Genomic DNA, 15,103 nt, shown 5'->3' with positions numbered 1-15,103 from the left:
CAGACCGGTGAGCGGACGGGGTCAAGGCCGTCAGCCGCCGCAGGCGGGGGCGCGCCAGCGCCAGCCTTGAGGCCGGCCGATCGCCGGGCTACTTCGCCACAGTTGCTCTTGGCTTTCAGAGGGTGAAGCGACGAAGCAAAGCTCGGGCGAGTTGCGCCGCGAGGACGCGAAGGCATGTCTGCAGCCACGCACACGCTGTCACCTCACACTCCGTCATTGCGAGCGCAGCGAAGCAATCCAGAATCTTTCCGCGGCGCGATTCAGGATTGCTTCGTCGCAAGGGCTCCTCGCAATGACGAGGAGGAGAGAGCGTGTACCACACGCCTCTCGCGTGCCCCGGACGCAGCGCAGCGCTCCTTCAGCGGTGCGCTGCAGAGCCGGGGCCCATGTCGCCGCGCCCGTGCCGTGTTGCCCTGGGTCCCGGCTCTGCGCCGCAACGCTTCACGGGTTGCGGCTGGTCCGGGACACACGAGCAAAAGCCGACATGCAACGCATCGGCAAATCACCGTCCCGCCGGCGCCGACATCGCGCCGTTGGCATAGCGCGACCAATCGGGCGCCGTTGGCTGCGACGGCCAGAGCGCGGCATTGGAGTCGCGGACCGACTGCGTGATGGGAGCGCGTTGCGCCTTGCGGGCGTGGTGGCGGTCGCTTGCGGCGGCGGTCTGGATGGTGGCGGCGGCAATCAGCATGGCGCCGAGAAAGGTGAAAGTCTTTTGCATCGTTGTCTCTCCCGTGACGACGCTCCGGCTGTGAGAGATGTCGTCGTCGTCCAGGCTGACATGGCGATGGGCCTTCTCGATATCAGCGGCGGCGCCATCACGATGGAGCGAGCAAAATTTTTGGTCCCGGCTAAATATTCGGCAGCCTGCCCTTGGCCCCCGATGGACTTGCCCGCCGCAATCCGGTTCAATGGGGCAACTGAGTTCCCAGGCGACAACGATGTCGAGATATCTGCTGGTCCTGCTGCTGATCGCTTCGCCCGCAGCCGCGCAAGTCAAGATGACACCGAAGACCGCTGCGGCGCATCCCGATCCCTGCGCGCCGATCGGGCGGACCGCGGACGGCAAGCTGGTCTATTCCATGAAATGCGAGAACCTGCCGGCGCCGCCCGCACCCCCGCCGCAGGCGGAACTGAAGGAGGCGCCGCCTGCGGCAGCCGCCGAGCCGGAGCCGGAGGTGCGGCGAGCGGCATTTTCGGCTGGTCCTACGATCGCAGGTGATTGCGACTCCGCCCCTTGCGCGAAGCCCGATGGAGTGCTTTTTGCTGAAGGTTCCCCGCGGGGCCTCTAGCCCCCGATCCAGAGAGATGAGATGAGCAAACTCGTTATCCGCGCCGGCGATTTCACCTTCGATGCCCGTTTCGAGGAGCAGCTGGCACCCAAGACAGTGGCCGCCTTCCGCAAGGCGCTGCCGTTCGAAAGCCACATCATCCATGTGCGCTGGAGCGGCGAGGGCGTGTGGATGCCGCTCGGCGACCTCGATTTCGGCGTCGGCTACGAGAACCACACCAGCTATCCCGCGCCAGGCCAGATCATCCTCTATCCGGGCGGCATCAGCGAGACCGAGATCCTGCTGGCCTATGGCGGCGTGCATTTCGCGAGCAAGATGGGCCAGCTCGCCGGCAACCATTTCATCACGCTGAGCTCGGGCCTGGAGAATCTGGCGACACTCGGCAAGAGCGTGCTGTGGAAAGGCGCGCTGCCGATCCGCTTCGAGGAAGTCTGAGTGAGTGAGCCTCGCTACCCGCGCGATCTCCGCGGCTACGGCCGCAATCCGCCGCACCCGCAATGGCCAGGTGAGGCGCGGATCGCGGTGCAGTTCGTCGTCAATTTCGAGGAGGGCGGCGAGAACAACATCCTGCACGGCGACCGCGCCTCGGAAGCGTTCCTGTCCGACGTGCTCGGTGCGCAGCCCTGGCCGGGTCAGCGCCATGCCAATATCGAATCCATGTTCGAGTATGGCTCGCGCGCCGGCTTCTGGCGGTTGTGGCGGATGTTCAACGAGCGGAAGTGGCCGACCACGGTGTTCGGCGTCGCCACTGCGCTCAAGCGCAATCCCGAGATCGTCGCGGCGATGAAGGAGTCGGGCTGGGACATCGCGAGCCACAGCCTGAAATGGATCGAGCACAAGGACATGACCGAGGCGCAGGAGCGCGCCGAGATCGCGGAGTCCATTCGCGTCCACACCGAGGTGACAGGATCGCGGCCGCTCGGTTGGTACACCGGGCGCTCCTCGATCAACACCAACCGCCTGCTGATGGAGGAAGGCGGCTTCCTCTATCTGTGCGACTCCTATGCCGACGATCTGCCCTATTGGGTCAGGGGCGCGAACGGCAAGCAGCTCATGATTCCCTATACGTTGGATGCCAACGACATGCGCTTCATCAATCCGCAAGGGTTTGCCGAAGGCGAGCAGTTCTTCACCTATCTGAAGGACGCCTTCGACGTGCTCTACGCGGAAGGGCAGACCGCGCCGAAGATGATGTCGGTCGGCCTGCACTGCCGCCTCGCCGGCCGGCCCGGCCGCGCGGCCGGGCTGATGCGCTTCCTCGATCATATCGGCAAGCACGAGCGCGTCTGGGTGCCGACGCGGTTGCAGATCGCGCAGCACTGGCACGACAAGCACGCCCATCTTGCCGCCGACGCATTCGAGATCGGGTGGAGAGGATGATGTCGCAGATCCCGCTCGCCGATCTCAACGCTGCAAGCCGGGCCGAATTCGTCGCGGCGCTCGCCAATGTCGTCGAATATTCGCCATGGATCGCCGAGCAGCTTGCGGCAAAGCGGCCGTTCGCCGGAATCAACCAGTTGCACGCCGCGCTGATTGCGGCGATCCAGGGTGCAGAGCCTGACGTTCAGCTGGCGCTGATCCGGGCGCATCCCGATCTCGCCAACAAGACCCAGCGCGCCGCCGGCCTCACGGCGGAATCGACCGACGAGCAGAACAGCGCCGGACTCGACCGGCTGTCGGAAGCCGAATACGCCGCGTTCGAACGTGCCAACAACGCCTATCGCGAAAAATTCGGCATCCCCTATATCGTCTGCGTGCGCCGTCACACCAAGGATTCCGTGCTGCGCGACTTCGAGACGCGGCAGCCCAACATCATCAAGACCGAGATAAGGCGTGCGATCGAGGAGATCGGCCGCATCTCGGCGCTGCGGCTGGATCAGCTCGTCATTGCCGACGATCGGCTGAAGGTGCACGGCCGGCTCTCGACTCATGTGCTGGACAATCACATTGGCAAGCCCGCGCCGGGAATCCCGGTTGAGCTCGTGGAGCTCGCGAGCCTCGGCGAGAGCCGCATCATCGCGCGGACCGTCACGAACGCGGACGGCCGCACCGACCAGCCACTGATCGGCGGTCGTCCGCTGCCGATTGGCCGCTACGAGCTCAGATTCCGCGTCGCCAGTTATTACGCCGAGCGCAGCGTGCCGCTGTCGGACCCGCCGTTCCTCGACGAGATCCCGCTGCGCTTTGCGATCAGCGAGCCGGAAAGCCATTACCACGTGCCGCTGCTGGTCACGCCCTGGAGTTATTCGACCTATCGCGGCAGTTAGCCACCAAACTTGTCGAGCAGCGCCGGAAACAGCCGATCCGGCTTGAAGGGCGGCGCGGTGAAGCGGATGCCGGTGGCATCGGCAATGGCGTTGCCGAGCGCAGCGGCAACCGGATTGTACGGACTCTCGCTCATCGACTTTGCGCCCAGCGGTCCGATCGTGTCGGACGTTTCGGCGAAGAACACCTCCGTGCGCGGAACGTCGGCGAAGGAGGGCAGGTGATAATCTCGGAATTTCGGGTTGATGACGCGCCCCGTGGCGTCGATCACCATCTCCTCGTAGAGCGCAGCGCCGAGCGCCTGCGCCACGCCGCCTTCGATCTGGCCGCGGCACTGCATGGGATTGGCGACGACGCCCGCGTCCGCGGCGTGCACGCTCCTGAGAATCCTGAGCTCACCGGTGCCCTTGTTCACCGCGACGCGAAAGCCCTGCACGTTGAAACCGACCGAACGCGGCGTGCCGTTCGAGCTGCCGGTGCCTGCGAAGGGTTGGCCGCATTCGCGGGCGAGCTTGGCCAGTTCCGTAAAGGACATGCGGCGTACGCCGCTGACGACGGCATCGGCATCGAGCACGCAGGTGTCCACGTCGCACAGCCACGCGCCGGCGGCGGCCGCCCTCAGCTCGGTCGCAAGCTGCGCGGCTGCGGCATGCGTCGCCTTGCCCGCGACGAAGGTGCCGGCGCTGCCATAGGCGCCAGTGTCGTGGCCGCCGTGCGCCGTGTCGGACTGGCGCAGGCGAATGCGGTCGACAGTGGTCGCAAGCGTCGTCGCCGCGATCTGCCGATGCACGGTGCTGGTGCCGCTGCCGAACTCGGCGGTGCCGACGGTGAGATCGAAGCCGCCGTCATCGCGCAGCGCGATCGTCGCATCGGCGAAATGGCCGGCCGGTGGCACCGTGTCGATCATGGTCAGCGCAATGCCGTCACCAACCAGCCATTCCGGCGGCAGCTCCGGCTGCGGGCCACTGGCCTGCATCGCGCGCTCGACGAGGTCGAGGCACTGGTCGAGTCCATAGGAGCCATAGAGCACGTCGTGATATTCGGACGGCGGCGGCGACAGCATGGGATCGCCGGGCTTGATGATATTGCGCCGGCGCATCTCGTAGGGGCTGATGCCGAGCTGCTTCGCCAGCTCGTCGATCGCGGCCTCGACCGCGATGAGGGCCTGCGGCAGGCCATAGCCGCGAAACGCACCCGCCGGCACCGTGTTGGTGTAGACGGCATAGCCGTCGACCCGCTTGTTCGGGCAATTGTAAACGGCGATGGACTCGGACAGCGCGTGGAACATCACGGGGCCGGCATGATTGCCGTAGGCGCCGGTGTTGGAGAGCACGTCGAGCTGGAGCGCGGTGAGCTTGCCGCCGGCATCGGCGCCGGCCTTGATGTGGATCCGCATCGGATGCCGCGTCGAGGTCGCGATGAACTGCTCCTCGCGTGTGAGTTCCAGCTTCACAGGAAGCCCTGTCTTGAGCGCAGCAAGCGCCAGGATGTCCTCGACGAACATCTCCTGCTTGCTGCCGAAGCCGCCGCCGACGCGTTCGCAGAACACGCGGACCTTGTCCATGGGAAGCTGAAAGATGTCCGACAGCGCGCGCCGGGTCAGGAACGGCACCTGCGTCGAGGTGCGGACATTGAGCACGCCCGCATCGTCGAGCCAAGCGAGCCCGCCGTGAGTCTCCAGTGCGGCGTGCTGCACGCGGTGACTGTGGAAGGTCGCCTCATAGGTGACGGCGGAAGCGGCGAGTGCTGCGGCTACATCGCCGAACTCGCCATGCGTCTCCGCCGCGAGGTTACGCTGGGGATCGGCGATCCGGTTCGCGGTGGTGCGGTCAGGATGAAGAACTGGCGCATCCGGTTTCATCGCCTGCTCGGGATCGATCAGCGCGGGCAGGATCTCGTACTCCACCTTGATCCGCCGGCACGCCTCCTCGGCGGCGGCTTCGGTCTCGGCGACGACGGCGGCGAGCTTCTGGCCGATGAAGCGGACGACGTCATCGAGAACGCGGGTGTCCTCGGGATCCATCCAGTCCCTCTCGTGCCGCGCAGTCGAGATCAGGACAGGCGGTGCATCCTCATGCGTCAGCACGGCGTGCACGCCGGGAACGCGAAGCGCGTCCGATTTGTCGATCGCGGCGATCCTGGCGTGAGCATGAGGCGAGCGCAGCAGCTTGATGTGCAACAGGCCTTCGATTGCGGTATCGAAGGTGTAGCGTGCCTTGCCGCGCACGATATCGGGACCCGCGGGCGCCGGCAGGCTGCGGCCGAAGGCGGCGCCGGTCTCGACGATAGCCTCGACATTGGTGTTGCCGAGGATCGCGTCCTCGATCGAACGATAACCGGTGCAGCGGCAGATATTGCCCTTCAACGCGCTGCCGAGATCGGTGCGCTGCGCCTGGTTCAGCGAGGCGCAGGTCAGGATCATGCCGGCGGTGCAGAAGCCGCATTGAAAACCCTGCGCGTCGAGGAAGGCTTGCTGCATCGGATGGTCGCCGCCGAGCCCCTCGACCGTGGTTACGGTGCGTCCCTCGGCGCGGAACGCCGGGATCAGGCAGCTGTGTACCGGCTCGCCGTCGAGCAGCACGGTGCAGGCGCCGCAATCACCGGCATCGCAGCCCTTCTTCACGCCGAAATGGCCGAGCTCGCGCAGGAACGTGCGCAGGCATTGCCCGGCGCGTGGCTCCTGAGAGAACGCCTTGCCGTTGACCTCGAAGCTCATGGCCGCGTCGCTCCCAGGAGTTCGCTGCGAATTTCCTCGGCTAACCGCAGCGTCATATGCTTGCGCCAGAGCGGCTTGCCATGGATGTCCGTATGGTACAGGTCATCCGTGATCTGCTGCATGAGCGCGGTACGAAGTGCGCTCGCATCCGGGGCTTTGCGAAAGAGAAGCTGGATCGGCCGCACCGTCGACGCGGTGACTGTGAGTGTCAGCGTGTCATCGGCTTCGAGACTTCCGATCAGCAGTGCTGCCGAACGGCCGACGGGCGCCAGCGAAATTTGGCGAAAGGCGGTGCGGCGCTTCAGTGCGACAATCGGGACATCGATCTGCCGGAGCAGGTCGCCCGGCGTGAGACGGTTGCGCTGGTTGCCTGTGACGAAATCGACCACGGAAAGCCTCTGCTCTCCGCCGCTGGCCTTCCAGATGGTGCAGACTCCGTCGAGCGCTGATGTGAGCGAGATCATCGGTCCGGCCGGCAGCGACATGCAGAGATTGCCGCCGACCGTTGCCGTCTTCCAAATCTTGAATGAAGCAAGAAAGGCCCGACAGCACTGGTTGATCAGCGGTGCCGCGAGCCAATCGGACGGGCAGGCGAGTCCATCGAGCTCCGCGACGGTGCAAGTGGCGGCGATGCTGAGGTGGCTCTCGGTGAGTGTCAGCGCCGGCCATTTCAGATCGGTGAGATCGATCAGTCGTGTCAAATGCGTTTGCGGCTCCGAGAAGAGCCAAGTGCCGCCTGCGAGCCAAGCATCACCTGCCGTCCAAACGGGCAGCTGCGAGCGCGTTTGCGGATGGGCGACCGCTGTGATGGTATTCAAGTCCATGGCTGCGCCAACCCTCCCGCCGGGTGAATGGTCAAGAGAAAGTGTTGCAAGACGGGAGCCAAGTGGCAACAACAAGTGGCAACAACAAGTCGGAGCAGGGACGCGGTCGTCCTCCGCCTTGCAGGCCTGCCGTCAGCGGGTGTGAGGAGAAGCAGGATCATGAGTGACACAAGGCCGACATGGATCAGGGATCCCCTGGCCATCCTCGCCGACCGTGCCGAGCGCGGCATCGTGGTGAAGGACGGCCGGATCGTCGAGCTGGTGCCGGCCGGCGGTGTGCCCGCAACCGCTGACGTCGCGGTGTTCGACGCGGGCGAACACGTGGTGCTGCCGGGCCTGATCAACACCCATCATCATTTCTATCAGACGCTGACGCGGGCGCTGCCGGCCGCGATGGGCCGCGAGCTGTTCCCCTGGCTTCAGGCGCTCTATCCGGTTTGGGCGAGGCTGACGCCGGAAGCGCTCGAGCTCGGCGTCACCGTGGCGATGTCCGAGCTGCTGCTCTCCGGCTGCACCACCACGACCGATCACCACTATGTATTCCCGGCCGGACTCGAAGACGCCGTCGATATCGAGGTGGCGGTGGCGAAGCGCCTCGGGCTAAGGGTGTTGCTCACGCGCGGCTCGATGAACCTGTCGCAGCGCGATGGCGGCCTGCCGCCCGACAGCGTCGTGCAGGACGAGGAAACCATCCTTGCCGACAGTGCCCGCGTGGTCGCCAAGCACCACCAGCGCGGCGCGGACGCGATGGTGCAGATCGCGCTCGCGCCGTGCTCACCTTTCTCGGTGACGACGTCGCTGATGCGGGCCACCGCCGATCTCGCCGACAAGCTCGACGTGCGCCTGCATACCCATCTCGCCGAAACCGAGGACGAGAACAGGTTCTGCGAGCAGATGTATGGCTGCCGCCCGCTGGATTATCTCGAGCAATGCGGCTGGCTCAACGCGCGCACCTGGCTCGCTCACGGAATCTTCTTCAATCCGGACGAGATGAGACGGCTCGGCAAGGCCGGCACGACCGTCAGCCATTGCGCGTGCAGCAACCAGCTGCTGGCGTCCGGTTGTTGCCCGGTATGCGATATGGAAGAGGCCGGCGTTGGGATCGGCATTGGTGTCGACGGCTCGGCCTCCAACGACGGTTCCAACCTGATGCAGGAGGTGCGGGCCGCGTTCCTGCTGCAACGGGCGCGCTATGGCGTGACGAGGGTCAGCCACAGCGATGCGCTGCGCTGGGCGACCAAGGGCTCGGCAGCCTGCGTCGGCCGTCCGGAGCTCGGCGAGATCGCGATCGGCAAGGCGGCGGACCTCGCGCTGTTCAAGCTCGATGAACTGCGCTTCTCCGGCCACGGCGATCCCCTGGCCGCCCTGGTGCTGTGCGGGGCGCATCGCGCCGATCGGGTGATGGTGGCTGGAAAATGGGCGGTGATCGATGGCGCGATCCCGGGTCTCGATGTCGCAGACCTCATCCGCCGCCATAGTTCCGCGGCGCGGGCCATGCAGGAGGGATAATCGGGGGCCAGATAGAAAGAGGGGGCAGCCACAAGTGCCGGGTGCTTCTGGCCACCCCCTCCGAACCTCCTCCGGGAGGAGCAGGTGATTTAGGCGATGCAAGAAGCGTGCTACTTGCCCGGCAGCTTGTCGTCGATGCCTTTCACGTAGAAGTTCATGCCGAGGATCTGGCCGTCATCGAGGTGATCGCCGCCCTTGCACTCGACCGGCTTGCCGTCCTGCCCAACGATCGGGCATTTGAACGGATGCAGCTTGCCCGCGGTGATCGCGGCCTGGGCATCCTCGGCCATCTTTTTCACATCGTCAGGCATGTTGGTATAAGGCGCCATCGCGAACATGTGGCTGTCGAGGCCGCCCCAGGTGTCCTCGGACTTCCAGGTGCCGGCGAGCTCGGCCTTGACGCGCTCGATGTAGTAGGGGGCCCAGGTATCGAGGATCGAGGTGAGCTGGGTCTTGGGCCCGAACTTGATCATCTCGGAGTCCTGGCCGAAGGCGAGTTTGCCGCGTTCGCTCGCGATCTGCATCGCCGCTGGCGAGTCCGTGTGCTGCATGATGACGTCGGCGCCCTGGTCGATCAGCGCCTTGGCGGCGTCGGCCTCCTTGCCCGGGTCGAACCAGGTATTGGCCCAGATGATCTTGACCTTGATGTTCGGGTTGATGGTCTGCGCCGCAAGCATCGTGGCGTTGATGCCGGAGACGACCTCGGGAATCGGGAACGAGCCGATATAGCCGAGCACGCCCGATTTCGACATCTTGGCCGCGATCAGGCCCTGGATGTAGCGGCCCTGATACCATTTGGCCGAATAGGTCGACATGTTCGGATTGCGCTTGTAGCCGGTGGCGTGCTCGAAATGCACGTTCGGATATTTCTTGGCGACCTTCAGCGTCGGATCCATGTAGCCGAACGACGTGGTGAAGATCAGCTTGTTGCCCGCGCGGACGAGCTGTTCGATCGAGCGCTCGGCGTCGGGACCTTCGGGCACGTTCTCGAGGTAAGTGGTCTCGATCTTGTCGCCCAATTCCTTCACCAGCGCCTGACGCGCGAGGTCGTGCTGATAAGTCCAGCCGAGATCTCCGATCGGGCCCAAATAAATGAAACCGACCTTCAGCTTGTCCGCGGCGGAGGCTGCACCGACGCTACCGGCAAGCAAGAGCCCGACAGCCAATGCAAGAAGTGATTTCCTCATCATCAATCTCCAACATCAGGGGAAAGCCACGATCCGCAACGCGCGCGCCCCATCGCGCACGCCGCGGAAACGAAATTCAGCGATCGGGAACGAACACCGTGCCGAGCGCGGCCGGCGCGGTCGAGCCGCCGGTGCGCGCACGGGAGAGCAAGACCAGGACGATGACGGTCGCGAGGTAAGGCAGCGCCGACATGAATTGCGAGGGAATGCCGACGCCCCAGCCCTGCGCATGCAATTGCAGGATCGTCACAGCACCGAAGAGATAGGCGCCGACCACGAGCCGGCCCGGCCGCCAGGACGAGAACACGACAAGCGCCAGCGCGATCCAGCCGCGCCCCGCGGTCATGCCGGGGATAAAGAACGGCGTATAGGCGAGCGGCAGATAGGCCCCGGCAAGACCCGCGCAGGCGCCGCCGAACATCACCGCGAAGGTGCGGATGCGCAGCACGGGATAGCCGAGTGCATGCGCGGAGACGTGATTGTCCCCGCAGGCGCGTAGGATCAATCCCGCCCGCGTGCGGTACAGGAACCACCAGACGCCGACGATCAGTGCGACCGAGAAATAGACGAAGCCGTCCTCGCCGAACAGCACACGGCCGATCACCGGAATGTCGGTCAGGCCGGGAATATGGAGGTGCACGGCCGGCGTGATGCGCTCGCCGACGAAGCCGGCGCCGATCAGGCCTGAGAGGCCGATGCCGAGGATGGTCAGTGCGAGACCGGTCGCGACCTGGTTGACGGCGAGCCCGAGCGCCATCAGCGCGAAGACGAGCGACATCAGCGTGCCCGCAACGATGCCGAGTAGCGCGCCGACGAGAATCGATCCGGTGAGCCACGCGCCGGCAAAGCCGCAGGCGGCGCCGACGATCATCATGCCCTCGACGCCGAGATTGAGCACGCCGGAACGCTCGGTCACGAGCTCGCCGGTCGCCGCAATCAGCAGCGGCGTCGACGCGGCGAGCACCGCGAGGATGATGGCCTCAACCAGCTCCACGGGTCACCTGTCGGCTTGGGAAGACTAGCTTGAAGCGGTACAGGATCAGGGAGTCGCAGGCGAGCACGTAGAACAGCAGAATGCCCTGAAAGACCTTGGTGACGTCCAACGGAATCTTCATCGCGATCTGAGCCTGCTCGCCGCCGATAAAGGTCAATGCGAGGAAAAGGCCTGCAATTAATATTCCAAGCGGGTTCAGCCGGCCGAGGAAGGCGACGATGATCGCGGTAAAGCCGTAGCCCGGCGAAATGCCGGGCTGGAGGTGCCCGACCGGGCCTGCGACCTCGATGATTCCGGCGAGGCCCGCCAGCGCGCCGGAGACCGCGAAGGTCAGGATGATCAGCTGGTTGGCATTGAAGCCGCCGAACCGTGCGGCACGCGGCGCGGCGCCGACCACGCGGATCTCAAAGCCCTTGATGGTGCGCCCGAGCAGGATCGCCGCTGCGGCGACGACGAGCAGGGCGATGATCGAGCCGAGATGGAGCCGCCCGCCCTCGATCAGCAGCGGCACTGTCGCCACTGGATCGAACTCGGCCGTGGTCGGGAAGTTGAAGCCGTGCGGATCGCGCCAGGGACCGCGCACGAGATAGTCGAGGAAGAGGTCGGCGACATAGACCAGCATCAGGCTGGTCAGGATTTCGCTGGCGCCGAACTTGACCTTGCAGATCGCCGGGATCAGCGCATAGAGCGCGCCCGCTGCAGCCGCGAGCACGAGCATCGCCGGCAACACCCAAGCGCCGGCGTCGGTGCCTTGCGTCTTCACCGCGATCCAGCTTCCGGCCACTGCACCGATCAGGAATTGCCCTTCGGCGCCGATGTTCCAGGCATTGGCGAGATAGCAGAGCGACAGCCCGATCGCGATCATCACCAGCGGCGTTGCCTTCACCGCGATCTCCTGGAGCGAATAGCCGTCGGTCAGGGGCGCGATGAAGTAGGCGTGGAGCGCAAGCAGCGGATTCTTGCCGAGGATCGCGAACAGGATGGTCATGGTGACGATCGTCAGGCCGATCGCAATCAGGGGCGAGACCAGCGCGATCGTGTTCGACCGCTCGGCGCGCTTCTCAAGCACCAATTGCATGCGCGGCCTCCTTCGGTTCCAGGCTGCTGCCACCCATGAGCAGACCGAGCTTTTCGCGGGTCGCTTCGCTTGTCGCGAGCGGGGCCGAGAGCCGGCCATGGAACATCACGGCGATGCTGTCGGCGATCTCGGCAAGCTCGTCGAGATCCTGACTGGTCACCAGCACGGCGGCGCCGGCGCTTGCGAGATCGAGCAGCGCCTGGCGGATCACCGCGGCAGCGCCGGCGTCGACGCCCCAGGTCGGCTGGCTCACAACCAGCACCGCCGGATTGCGCAGGATCTCGCGCCCCACGATGAACTTCTGCAGGTTGCCGCCGGAGAGGCTTGCCGCTTCCGGATCGCGCTTGGCTTTGCGGACGTCGAAGGTTTCCGTCGCGCGGTCAACTGTCTTCAGCGTGGCCGCGGTGTCGATGAACCCGTGGTGGACCATGCCGCTGGCAGCGTGTCCGGTCAGCAACGCGTTCTCCGACAGTCTCATCCGCGGTGCGGTGCCGTGCCCGAGCCGCTCCTCGGGAACGAAAGCCGCGCCCAGCTTGCGCCGCTGGGTGATCGAGAGATGACCGGCGGCAATGCCTTCGATCACCACCGTTCCGGGATCCTTCGCGAGGCGCTCGCCGGAGAGCGCGGCGAACAATTCCTCCTGGCCGTTGCCTGCGACGCCCGCGATGCCGAGGATCTCGCCGCCCTTGAGCTCGAACGAAATATGCTCGAGCCGCACGCCATGCGCTTCGCTGGGGGCAAGCGAGAGGTCGTTGACGACGAGCCGCGGCACAGTGGTCTTGCGGCCGGATACGGCCTTCACTTCCTTGATCTCCCCGCCGACCATCATCCGCGCGAGCGAGGCAGCGGTCTCGAGCCTGGGATTGCAGGTCTCGACTTTCCTGCCGCCGCGCAAGATCGTCGCGGTGTCGCAGAGCCGCTTGACCTCCTCGAGTTTGTGGCTGATGTAGAGGATAGCACGGCCTTCGGCCTTGAGCCGCTCCAGCACGATGAAAAGCTGGTCGGCCTCCTGCGGGGTCAGCACCGCGGTGGGCTCGTCCAGGATCAGGAATTTGGGATCCTGCATCAAAGCGCGGACGATCTCGATGCGCTGGCGCTCACCGACTGAGAGTTGCCAGACCTCTCGTTTGGGATCGAGCGGTAGACCGTAAGTCTTCGATACCTGCTCCAGCCGGGCCGACATGTCCTTGAAGGATTCCTTGCCGTCGAGGCCGAGCGCGACGTTCTCGGCGACCGTGAGATTGTCGAACAGCGAGAAATGCTGGAACACCATGCCGATGCCGCGGCTGCGTGCTTCGGACGGACCGGACAGCACGATCCGTTGGCCCTGCCAGCGAATCTCGCCGGCGCTGGGTTGGATCAGCCCGTAGATCGACTTGACCAGCGTCGACTTGCCGGCGCCGTTCTCGCCGAGCAGGGCGTGGATTTCCCTCGGCCAGATGTCGATGTCGATGGAATCGTTGGCGAGGAAATCACCATAACGCTTGGTGAGTCCGATCGTCCTCAGGAGCGGGGAATCGCCGGAATGCTGGCCGTTGGGCGTCGAATCTAACATTCGCTGATGCGCTTGCATGGGTGAAGTGCCTCGATAGTGGGCCAGTTTGAACCGCGACGTAAGATGTGAAAAAGCATCATCCCTTGCTCAACGCTTCGGCAGGCGATCGGCCCAGCGGTCGTCTTCGATTCTGAGCGACCAGCAAATGGTACTTGGACTCCGGGAGCGACAGCGCCTGCGAGCGGCGCCTGTTGCAAATTTGTGACGGTCCAAGCCAAATCGGAACCCGCTGTGCAGACCTGACGCCATGTTGAGCAATGACGCGTCGGTCCGTTCACCGCTCGAAGCGCAGCGGTTGCGACGGCTGCTCGGACCTGGCATCGCATTGGGCGCGATCCAGAAAATCCGAATAAAAACAATCAGGGAATGTTCGGCAACAGTGGTCCTTCTCCGCTGCTCCCTGCGTGCGTGGCCACTGCAATCTCGACCATGGTTCGTCGCGTCCTGCCGAAACAAGCGGCACGCCATGTGAAAAGTTGAGGCTTCTCACCCTGGGAGATCGGCGCAAGTGTCGCACCCACAGGGGGCGTGCATTTTTGCCTGTCAAACGAGGGGGTATTCAGGATGTCGTTTCGTTACACGGCAGTGGCAGCAGCGGCGCTGTCGCTCGCTACGCTGGCCACCGGCGGCCTAGCTCAGGGGGCGGATCTGCCGGTCAAGGCGGCCAAGAAGGCTTCGGACCTTCCGTTCTTCCTGGTGATCGATAATCGCGTCACATTCTCATACATCTTCAATGCGTCGCAGCCCGGCGCGTGGTCATTCCGGCCAGACGGGTCGATCGACAGCAAGACCACCAAGCAGGTCTATTCCTTCACTCACTTCGACCTCTGGGCCTACGGCACGAACTTCTTCACCATCTCCATGTTCAAGTCGGATCACAATGATCCGGCCGGGCCATGCACCAACGCCGGCACGATCTTCGGTGCGCCGGCGTCCTGCGCCGGTGCGACCGAAATCTATGGCCTGTTCCGCTCGACCTTCGGCTGGAACGAGCTCTTCGACACCAAAGCCTTCACCGCGGGGCCGCTGCACAACATCTCCTTCGAGGTCGGCATGGATGCCAATACCGAGAACCGGTATTTCGGCGCTGCCAAGCGCGACGTCGTCGGCGGTCTGCAGTTTGCATTCGATCTGCCTTACAAGGGCTACATCAACGTCGCGCCGCTGGTCTATTGGGAGTTCGCCAACCACAATTCCTTCAGCCAGTGTGGCCTGTTCGGTCCAGGCGTTCCCGGCGTCACGTGTCTTGCCGACGGCAACACGTCGTTCAAGCCAACCTGGGCTGTCGAGGTCAACTACTACATGGACCTCGGCTTCCTGCCGCCGAACATGCAGTATTTCTCGATCAGTGGCCGCGCCGGCTGGTACGGCAAGAAGGGCACCGACACCCAGCCGCTTCCCTACAGCCCGGCGAATGGCGTCTACAACACGGCGGTTGAGTTGAACTCCGAGCCCATCCGTCTGACCTTCGATGCTTCGAAGGCGGCTTGGGGTGACAAGTACTCCCATTTCGTGGACGTCTGGGTGGCCTACCGCTACTGGCAGAACAAGTTCGGTCTCGATCACAACCTCGCGGTCGGCTGTACCACGGCCGTTGGTGGTCGGACGGTGAGCACGGGCTCCTGCACCGAGTCCTCGCTCTACTCGGGTATCACCGTGAAGTTCTGACCGCCTGACGCTCTG

The 15,103-nt window shown here is 64.7% G+C and carries 12 protein-coding genes and 1 pseudogene; 6 read left to right on the top strand and 7 right to left on the bottom strand.

From position 1 onward, the window contains the following. Window positions 1-502: 502 nt before the first annotated feature. Complete coding sequence (locus tag EAV90_RS17925; protein ID WP_164936992.1) at window positions 503-721, bottom strand: hypothetical protein; 219 nt, start codon at window positions 719-721, stop codon at window positions 503-505. A 220-nt stretch (window positions 722-941) separates the two neighbouring features. On the opposite strand from EAV90_RS17925, the pseudogene EAV90_RS17920 reads away from it, so the two are divergent. From EAV90_RS17920 to uraD, 4 genes and pseudogenes are all read left to right on the top strand, one after another. Continuing rightward, window positions 942-1,222: pseudogene (locus tag EAV90_RS17920) on the top strand (hypothetical protein). A gap of 91 nt (window positions 1,223-1,313) precedes the next feature. Next, window positions 1,314-1,727, top strand: a complete 414-nt coding sequence (locus tag EAV90_RS17915; RefSeq protein ID WP_129144201.1) for a DUF3830 family protein — start codon at window positions 1,314-1,316, stop codon at window positions 1,725-1,727. Further along, window positions 1,728-2,672 (top strand): allantoinase PuuE, encoded by a 945-nt coding sequence (puuE, locus tag EAV90_RS17910; protein ID WP_129144200.1) that lies wholly within the window; start codon window positions 1,728-1,730, stop codon window positions 2,670-2,672. It abuts the gene before it with no gap. Next, window positions 2,672-3,559 (top strand): 2-oxo-4-hydroxy-4-carboxy-5-ureidoimidazoline decarboxylase, encoded by an 888-nt coding sequence (gene uraD / locus EAV90_RS17905; RefSeq protein ID WP_164936991.1) that lies wholly within the window; start codon window positions 2,672-2,674, stop codon window positions 3,557-3,559. Before puuE ends, uraD begins: the two co-directional genes overlap by 1 nt. Here the strand turns inward: uraD and EAV90_RS17900 are convergent. Then, the gene (locus EAV90_RS17900) at window positions 3,556-6,273 is read right to left on the bottom strand and encodes a molybdopterin-dependent oxidoreductase (protein WP_129144198.1); all 2,718 of its coding nucleotides are present in this window, start codon (window positions 6,271-6,273) and stop codon (window positions 3,556-3,558) included. The two genes, uraD and EAV90_RS17900, sit on opposite strands and share 4 nt — an antisense overlap. Continuing rightward, the gene (locus EAV90_RS17895; RefSeq protein ID WP_129144211.1) at window positions 6,270-7,097 is read right to left on the bottom strand and encodes an FAD binding domain-containing protein; all 828 of its coding nucleotides are present in this window, start codon (window positions 7,095-7,097) and stop codon (window positions 6,270-6,272) included. The genes EAV90_RS17900 and EAV90_RS17895 overlap by 4 nt, the downstream gene beginning before the upstream one ends. A 159-nt stretch (window positions 7,098-7,256) precedes the next feature. Here EAV90_RS17895 and EAV90_RS17890 point away from each other — a divergent pair, with 159 nt between their 5' ends. Continuing rightward, window positions 7,257-8,606, top strand: a complete 1,350-nt coding sequence (locus tag EAV90_RS17890; RefSeq protein WP_164936990.1) for an 8-oxoguanine deaminase — start codon at window positions 7,257-7,259, stop codon at window positions 8,604-8,606. 110 nt (window positions 8,607-8,716) lie between these two features. On the opposite strand, the gene EAV90_RS17885 is transcribed toward EAV90_RS17890, so the two are convergent. The 4 genes from EAV90_RS17885 to EAV90_RS17870 form a co-directional block, all read right to left on the bottom strand. Next, entirely contained in the window at window positions 8,717-9,793 is a 1,077-nt protein-coding gene (locus EAV90_RS17885) for a BMP family ABC transporter substrate-binding protein (RefSeq protein ID WP_162500568.1), read from the bottom strand. Between the two features lie 76 nt (window positions 9,794-9,869). After that, a complete protein-coding gene (locus EAV90_RS17880; RefSeq protein ID WP_129144196.1) occupies window positions 9,870-10,787 on the bottom strand; it encodes an ABC transporter permease in 918 nt (305 codons plus the stop codon). After that, window positions 10,774-11,865: an ABC transporter permease gene (locus EAV90_RS17875; protein ID WP_129144195.1), complete on the bottom strand. Its 1,092-nt coding sequence runs from the start codon at window positions 11,863-11,865 to the stop codon at window positions 10,774-10,776. Before EAV90_RS17875 ends, EAV90_RS17880 begins: the two co-directional genes overlap by 14 nt. Continuing rightward, window positions 11,849-13,420 carry an ABC transporter ATP-binding protein gene (locus EAV90_RS17870; protein ID WP_129144194.1) on the bottom strand — a complete coding sequence of 524 codons (1,572 nt, stop codon included), beginning with the start codon at window positions 13,418-13,420 and terminating at the stop codon, window positions 11,849-11,851. The genes EAV90_RS17875 and EAV90_RS17870 overlap by 17 nt, the downstream gene beginning before the upstream one ends. Before the next feature lie 564 nt (window positions 13,421-13,984). On the opposite strand from EAV90_RS17870, the gene EAV90_RS17865 reads away from it, so the two are divergent. Continuing rightward, on the top strand, window positions 13,985-15,088 hold the full coding sequence (locus tag EAV90_RS17865; RefSeq protein ID WP_122402224.1) for a hypothetical protein: 1,104 nt from the start codon (window positions 13,985-13,987) through the stop codon (window positions 15,086-15,088). Window positions 15,089-15,103: the final 15 nt, after the last annotated feature.

The organism is Bradyrhizobium vignae (genome assembly GCF_004114425.1).
Classification (GTDB): domain Bacteria; phylum Pseudomonadota; class Alphaproteobacteria; order Rhizobiales; family Xanthobacteraceae; genus Bradyrhizobium; species Bradyrhizobium vignae.
This window is presented reverse-complemented; position numbering and strand designations above follow the sequence as displayed.